Source organism: Veillonella dispar (assembly GCF_937975875.1).
GTDB lineage: Bacteria > Bacillota > Negativicutes > Veillonellales > Veillonellaceae > Veillonella > Veillonella dispar_B.
This window is the reverse complement of sequence record NZ_CALJSP010000184.1, coordinates 1-7008: the sequence shown is the minus strand read 5'-3', so window position 1 is coordinate 7008 and position 7008 is coordinate 1. Positions and strand designations below refer to the sequence as shown.

The 7008-nt window shown below is 37.0% G+C and carries 5 protein-coding genes; 3 read left to right on the top strand and 2 right to left on the bottom strand.

Annotated elements, in window-relative coordinates; genetic code table 11:
- Positions 1-115 precede the first annotated feature (115 nt).
- Complete coding sequence (locus Q7P05_RS09650) at positions 116-883, top strand: sensor histidine kinase (RefSeq protein ID WP_369680440.1); 768 nt, start codon at positions 116-118, stop codon at positions 881-883.
- On the opposite strand, the gene coaE is transcribed toward Q7P05_RS09650, so the two are convergent.
- Together coaE and polA are read right to left on the bottom strand one after the other, a co-directional pair.
- The gene (coaE, locus tag Q7P05_RS09265) at positions 789-1403 is read right to left on the bottom strand and encodes a dephospho-CoA kinase (RefSeq protein ID WP_303931803.1); all 615 of its coding nucleotides are present in this window, start codon (positions 1401-1403) and stop codon (positions 789-791) included. The genes Q7P05_RS09650 and coaE overlap by 95 nt on opposite strands.
- A 34-nt stretch (positions 1404-1437) precedes the next feature.
- Complete coding sequence (gene polA / locus Q7P05_RS09260; RefSeq protein WP_303931802.1) at positions 1438-4059, bottom strand: DNA polymerase I; 2622 nt, start codon at positions 4057-4059, stop codon at positions 1438-1440.
- 273 nt (positions 4060-4332) lie between these two features.
- Here polA and rpsT point away from each other — a divergent pair, with 273 nt between their 5' ends.
- The gene (gene rpsT, locus Q7P05_RS09255) at positions 4333-4593 is read left to right on the top strand and encodes a 30S ribosomal protein S20 (RefSeq protein WP_009351773.1); all 261 of its coding nucleotides are present in this window, start codon (positions 4333-4335) and stop codon (positions 4591-4593) included.
- Positions 4594-4737: 144 nt separating this feature from the next.
- Positions 4738-6942, top strand: coding sequence for an RNA ligase (locus Q7P05_RS09250; RefSeq protein WP_303931800.1), 2205 nt, complete (start codon positions 4738-4740; stop codon positions 6940-6942).
- Positions 6943-7008: the final 66 nt, after the last annotated feature.

The window sequence follows — 7008 nt, the reverse complement described above, 5'->3', positions numbered from 1 at the left end:
CTAATCTCCGCTGTAAAGATGTAGTAGCCTTAGGGCGTGCTCCCTATACCAACTGCATTTCCCGGAATTGGTGTCGTTGTTTGACGTTACCGGGCAGAACGCTCTTTTCCCGGATATGTCGGTATTGGATGTAGCGAATGAGGTCTTTTTCACCTTCGTGTCCCTCTTACTGTTATTTGCGATGAACACGTATGTCTTTGGTTTCAATCGGCAGAAAGCGCATATCTCTTGGCGGAAGGTCCTGCTCTCGTTCGTGATGACTTGGTGCGTGAATAATTTATTAGGAAAGGGTTTCGTGTTCTTGCACCATCAGTTTGATATCCCGGCGATCGACGCCTTGGTGCATCATTATCTGCATCCGTTGAGGGATTTTATCATGTCGTGTGTCGTTACGGGTAGTTGCTATATGATTTACCTGATTCGTCAAAGCCAGCAAGTACAGGTCGAGAACCAGCAATTGCGGGCGGAGAATCTATTGAACCAATATGAGGCCTTGAAGAGCCAGCTTAATCCTCATATGTTATTTAATTCCTTGAATACGCTCCGTTCCTTGATCCGGGAGACTCCCGGGAAGGCACAAGAATATTTGCAGGAGTTATCCCGTGTCTTACGTTATACCTTGCAAGAGAATGAGTGCCGTAGTGTTACTTTACGGGAGGAGATGGATTTCGTGAACGCTTATATCTTCCTTTTGAAAATGCGCTATGAGGATAATCTGGTCTTCGATATAGACTTAGGGAAGGAGCACGAGTCTAAGCAACTGCCTCCTATGTCCACATCTATTGTTATTATTGAGTTTTTTGTAAAAGCAGCTCTAGACGCTCACTCCAAATTGTATCTAATTTTGCGGTCAAAGCCTGAGGTGTACCATTATTATCAATGATTAGATCTGCAAAAGATCGTTTATCGTCGAGTCGCATTTGACTATTGATGCGAGCCAAAGCATCCTCTCTGGTATATCCATTGCGACTCATTAAGCGATCTATCTGAGTAGGCTCGTTTACATAAACAAGCCAAACCTCATCCATCATGGTATACCATTCCCCCTCTATGAGTAATGGAATATCATAGATTAAAATCGGTGTATTAACCGATTCATATTGAGATGTTAGTTCCAAAATACGATTGCGAATATGCGTTTTTAGACAGCCATTTAACAATTGTCGTTTTTCTTCATTGTGAAAGACAATAGCGCCCAATGCTTCACGATTTAATGTACCATCATCATGCAATACATTAGAACCAAAGGCAGCCACAATTGCTTCTAAACCTTCAGTACCGGGATCTACTACCTCACGAGCGACGATATCTGCATCGATATAAGGTATTCCTTTGTCCTTAAAATAGGTAAGGACTGTACTCTTGCCCGATGCAATACCACCAGTTAATCCTATTTTAAACATATATACCTTCTAACACGTAATACTATTAACTAAACTATTTTACCAATGCCCAGTTCTCAGCATGATGCACATCTACAATAAGAGGAACCTGTAATTCTACGACAGATTGCATTGTAGAACGCAATACTTCTTCAACTGCGTCTAATTCTTCATTTACTACTTCTAATACAAGTTCGTCATGTACCTGTAATAAAAGACGAGATGTAAAGTTTCCTTCTTCTAGCTTTTTCTCGACTTGGTTCATAGCCAACTTGATAATATCTGCCGCAGTGCCTTGAATTGGTGTATTCATTGCCGTACGTTCTGCAAAGGAGCGACGGTTAAAGTTACGGCTGTTAATATCAGGTAATTCACGTTGACGACCGAACATAGTACGAACCTTACCAGTTTCATGAGCTTCTTGAACCATGCGATCCATATACTCTTTAACCTTTGGATAACGGCTAAAGTATAAATCAATATAGTTTTTAGCTTCTCCCCGTGTGATACCAAGGTCGCGAGATAAGCCAAAGTCAGAAATACCATAAATAATACCGAAGTTAATAGCTTTAGCATGAGAACGCTCTTCGCTTGTTACATCCTCTTGAGATTTACCTAGTACCTCTGCCGCAGTAAAACGATGAATATCCTTACCATCAACGAAAGCTTTAATTAACGCTTCATCGCCAGATAGATGCGCTAAAATGCGCAACTCAATTTGAGAATAATCAGCACTAACTAATGTATCGTACCCTGCACCTGGAAAGAATAAGGCACGAATTTCACGGCCTTTTTCAGTACGAACCGGAATATTTTGTAAGTTAGGGTCAGAAGAGCTGAGACGTCCTGTAGCCGTAACCATTTGATTAAAGGTCGTATGAATACGCTTAGTCTTATCATTAATAAGAACCGCCAAGCCTTCACAATACGTAGATACTAGCTTAGCTACAGAACGGTATGCCAAGATTTTCTCTACAATCGGACTTTCATGGCGAAGCATATCAAGTACTTCAGCATCTGTAGAATAGCCAGTCTTAGTTTTCTTAATGATTGGCAAGTTCATCTTTTCAAACAAGATAACACCCAATTGTTTAGGCGAGTTAATGTTGAAAGTTTCTCCTGCGATATCGTAAATCTCTTGCTGTACTTGCGCTAGTTCCTCTTTAAAACGAGCCGTAGTTTCAGCTAATTTTTCTGTATCTATGTAAATACCATTTTTCTCCATTACTACTAAAGTATGAATCAATGGCAACTCAATTGTTTCATATAGAGACCAAAGATCTTCACGGCGTGCAGATTCACAAGCTACTTCGTTCATAGCGAGTAAAGCTTTCACCATGGACACGCATTCTACATCTACACTACCACTAGCAATGCTTGGCACAGAGAAACGTTCCGTTAAATATAGATAACCATAGTTAGTACGCGTAGGATCTAACAAGTACGCAAGAAGAGACATATCATGGATACGAGCGGTTTTATCATCGTTAAATAGAGAAATCTCAGCTGGTGCATCTTCACCAAAGGCTTCAATAATCTCTTTGGTTTGAGTAGTAACGATAGCATTTGCACCTTGTAAAACAGCTAATACAGCTTTAGTATCATCTGTTTTTACAATAGTATCACCATTAGATACATACGCATTCGTTACTGTTCTAAATGGAGTTTTACCATCGAGTACAACATGTATTGCCACCGTTTTATCTGTATAGAACTCAGAGGTTAAAGCCTTAGCATCTGCTAAATCATCTAGAGAAATTTCCTCTTGTGGAGCAAATAAAGAACCAGGATCACCAAAAGCGGCTTCCTCTCCGCCCATTACTTGTACGATACGAGGCGTTAATTTAGTAAATCCCAAGGTTTCGAATAAAGGCTGTACCTCAGAGGTATGGAAATTTTGTACAAAATCTTCAACCTTGTAAGATAAATCCATATCTGTCTTAATGGTTGCCAATTCACGAGATAAAAACGCTAAGTCTTTATTTTCTACGAGTCGCTCTTTTAATTTCTTACCGGAAATATCTTCGATATGGTCATATACGGACTCAAGATCACCGTATTCTGTAATCAATTTAAGGGCCGTTTTTTCACCTACACCTGGTACACCTGGAATATTATCAGAGGAATCACCCATAAGAGCTTTCATTTCGATAACCTTATCAGGACCATAGCCATAGAGTTCTTCCATGTTATCAAGAGTAACCTCTAACATATCAGAAATACCTTTTTTAGTTAAGAACACGTGACTATGCTCTGTAACGAGCTGGAGATTATCGCGGTCACCAGTAATAATTTGAACAGCCATCTCTGGTGTACCAAATTTCTTACTTAAAGATCCTAGGATATCGTCCCCTTCAAAGCCTTCTTCTTCAATAACACAAATACCTAAGGCTTTTAATACATCTTGAATAAGACTAAATTGAGGTCGTAAATCCTCTGGTGCATCTGGACGATTACCTTTATATTCGCTGTACATTTCAGTACGGAACGTCTGACGACCTTTATCAAAAGCTACTGCAATATAATCAGGGTTAATTTCTTCATACAATTTGATGAGCATTGTTAAGAAACCATACACCGCATTCGTTGGAGTGCCCAAAGCAGACTTCAACGGTGGTAACGCAAAAAATGCACGGAATAACAAACTACTGCCATCTATAATCATTAATTTTTTCATAATACACCTCGCTTAATTCTATCCTTTATTATAACATAATGGAGCTAACTAACTTTTAAAATCAAAATAATTAACTAATTACAATGCTAGCAAATATATTAATAATCTTGATTTCATAAAACAGACTTATATGCTATAGTTAAAGAACAGTAGAAAATGTTTTATATTTCATATAAACAAGGAAAATATTGGGCTGAAAAGTCCTTGCGTATCAATATGTGGTATGATATAATCATTCAGGTATAAGAAACGATTTTTAAGGAGGTGACTCAATTGCCAAACATTAAATCCAGTATTAGAAGCGTAAAAACGGATGCTGAACGTCGTGCGAAAAACGCCGCTGTAAAATCTCAAATCCGTACAGCAAGTCGTAAAACCGTAGAAGCTGTTCAAGCAGGCGCAGTAGAAGAAGCAAAACAAGCACTTGTTCATGCTACTAGCGTAATTGATAAAGCAGCCTCCAAAGGTGTACTTCATAAAAACACTGCAGCTCGCAAAAAATCCAACCTTGCAGCTAAAGTAAACGCTTTATAATTTTAAAAGCAAGTAAGACAGTCTCTCGGATATCCGTTGAGACTGTTTTTTTTATGCTTTTTTCAATTTTTCAATAATATTCTTTTCGTTTTTTATACAGTTATATTTTATTACGCCCTATGGGCAGATTAGAGGACTATTACTATGAGAACACTATTATTAATGCGTGGTGCTCCTGCTAGTGGTAAGTCTCAGTGGATTCGTGACAACAATCTTGAGGCTTACACCTTAGAAGCCGATCATTTCCGTATGCTATTACGCAGCCCTTCCCTTGGTGAAAGCGGCTGGTATATTTCACAAGAGGATAATGGTCCGGCCTGGGAACTCCTACTAGATTGCTTAGAGAAACGAATGAGCAATGGCGACTTTATCGTTTTAGATGCTACCCATACTACATCTAAAGCTGTTAATGTATATAAAGAATTGCTTAACAAATATAAATATACTGTATATTACTACGAGCCAGATACATCATTAGAAGAATGTTTAGCTCGTAATGCTACACGAACAGATTACAAACGAGTGCCTGAGCAAGTTATACACCGCATGCACAAGATGATTAAAACAACAACATTACCAAAGTTTTGTAGGAAAATAAATTCTATCGATGAAATCAACAATTACTTTACTGTAAATTTAACGAATCGATATGAACGAGTGCGTATCATCGGTGATATTCACGGCTGTTACACGGCATTACAACAAGCTATCACTCCATGGGATGAAAAAACACTTTATATCTTTTGTGGCGACTATTTGGAGCGCGGTATTGAAAATAAAGAAATGATGTACGAAATGATGCGTCTTAGTACATTACCTAATACTATTATGTTAGAAGGTAATCACGAACGACATATCGCAAACTTTGCTTTCAATACAAATTTAGATCGTTCCAAACGATTTATGAAAGACGTAGTAGCACCTATCGTAAAAGATATGACAAAAAAAGATGTAGAATCACTTCAACGAGAATTACGCCTCTTTTATAAATCACTTCGTCAATGCTATCCTTTCAGCTTTCATGGCAAAAAATATTTAGTATCCCATGCTGGTCTTTCCTATGTACCTAATATGACCTTTATAGCTACCTCTACCTTTATTAATGGTTTTGGAGCTTACGAAACAGATATTGCTAAAATATATGATAATAATTACGAAAAAGGTATGTGTCAGAACTTTATTCAAATTCATGGTCATCGTGGTGTTCCAGATGGTAAATATTCCTTCTGTTTAGAAGGAGAAGTAGAATTTGGTGGAGAACTAAAATACATCGATATCACTGCAAATACTTTCACAAAAAATGGAATAAAAAACGATGTATATGATAAAGATTATATGCGCCATGAATTCCAAAATATGACACAACACATCATCTTCACACAAAATGAAGATATTAATATTTTAGGTAATTCTAAATTAGTAAAAGTGAAAAAATGCTCTCCTAACCTATATTCCTTGAACTTTACCTCACGCGTATTCCACAAACGATTATGGAATGAAAATACAGTACAAGCTCGGGGATTATTTGTAGATCGTATGACAGGAGATGTAAAATTACGTAGTTATAATAAATTCTTTAATCTCAATGAGAGGCCAGAAACAGAGTTAAATAATTTAGCTAACACACTCTTCTTCCCTGTTGAAATTCGAACTAAAGAAAATGGATACCTCGCTATTCTTGGTGTCATTAATGATGAGTTAGTCTTTGCTTCTAAATCTACTACAGAAGGTATGCACGTAGATTTATTTAAAAATTTATTCCAAAAATTACCTACAAGCCTACAAGAAGAAATCAAAGAATTATTAAAACGTAATTGCTGTTCTATGATGTTTGAAGTCATCAGCCAAGAAGATACACATATTATAAAATATGACCAAGATCATCTTTATGTACTTGATATGATTCAAAATACGCTAGATGTAAATGGTAAACATATTGATGTATCTTTCTCTAGGGAAAGGCTAGCAGAACTAGACTCCATCCTTAAGAAATATGATACACAATTGATATCTATTGTAAAAACAGTTCAACAAGTAAATACTATGGACGAACTGACAAACATCATAAATAAAGAACTCAATTCACATCATGAGTCTGAAGGCTTTGTATTAGTCGATAGCAATGGCTTTATGACAAAATTTAAAGGTCCTTATTATAATACTTGGAAGCACCGGCGAAATCGAATTCTAGAACCATATCAACAAAATGGTAAAATTCCTTATGAAAACTGTAAAAATGAAGATGATAGAAAATTTGCAGATTTCTTGAGTACACTAGAATATGATGTAGTTTGTAAATCCACCTTACTAAATATAAAAGAAATGATGGAAAATAAGGGTTTACTATAATAAAATAATTAGCAGCGTCAACGGCACGATACTTCTTAAGGTTCATATTCCTTGCACGAACGAGTT

Coding starts and splice junctions, on each gene's coding strand:
- coaE (WP_303931803.1), bottom strand. CDS start 1,403: ATGTTTAAAATAGGATTAACTGGTGGTATTGCATCGGGCAAGAGTACA.
- polA (WP_303931802.1), bottom strand. CDS start 4,059: ATGAAAAAATTAATGATTATAGATGGCAGTAGTTTGTTATTCCGTGCA.
- Q7P05_RS09250 (WP_303931800.1), top strand. CDS start 4,738: ATGAGAACACTATTATTAATGCGTGGTGCTCCTGCTAGTGGTAAGTCT.
- Q7P05_RS09650 (WP_369680440.1), top strand. CDS start 116: ATGTCGGTATTGGATGTAGCGAATGAGGTCTTTTTCACCTTCGTGTCC.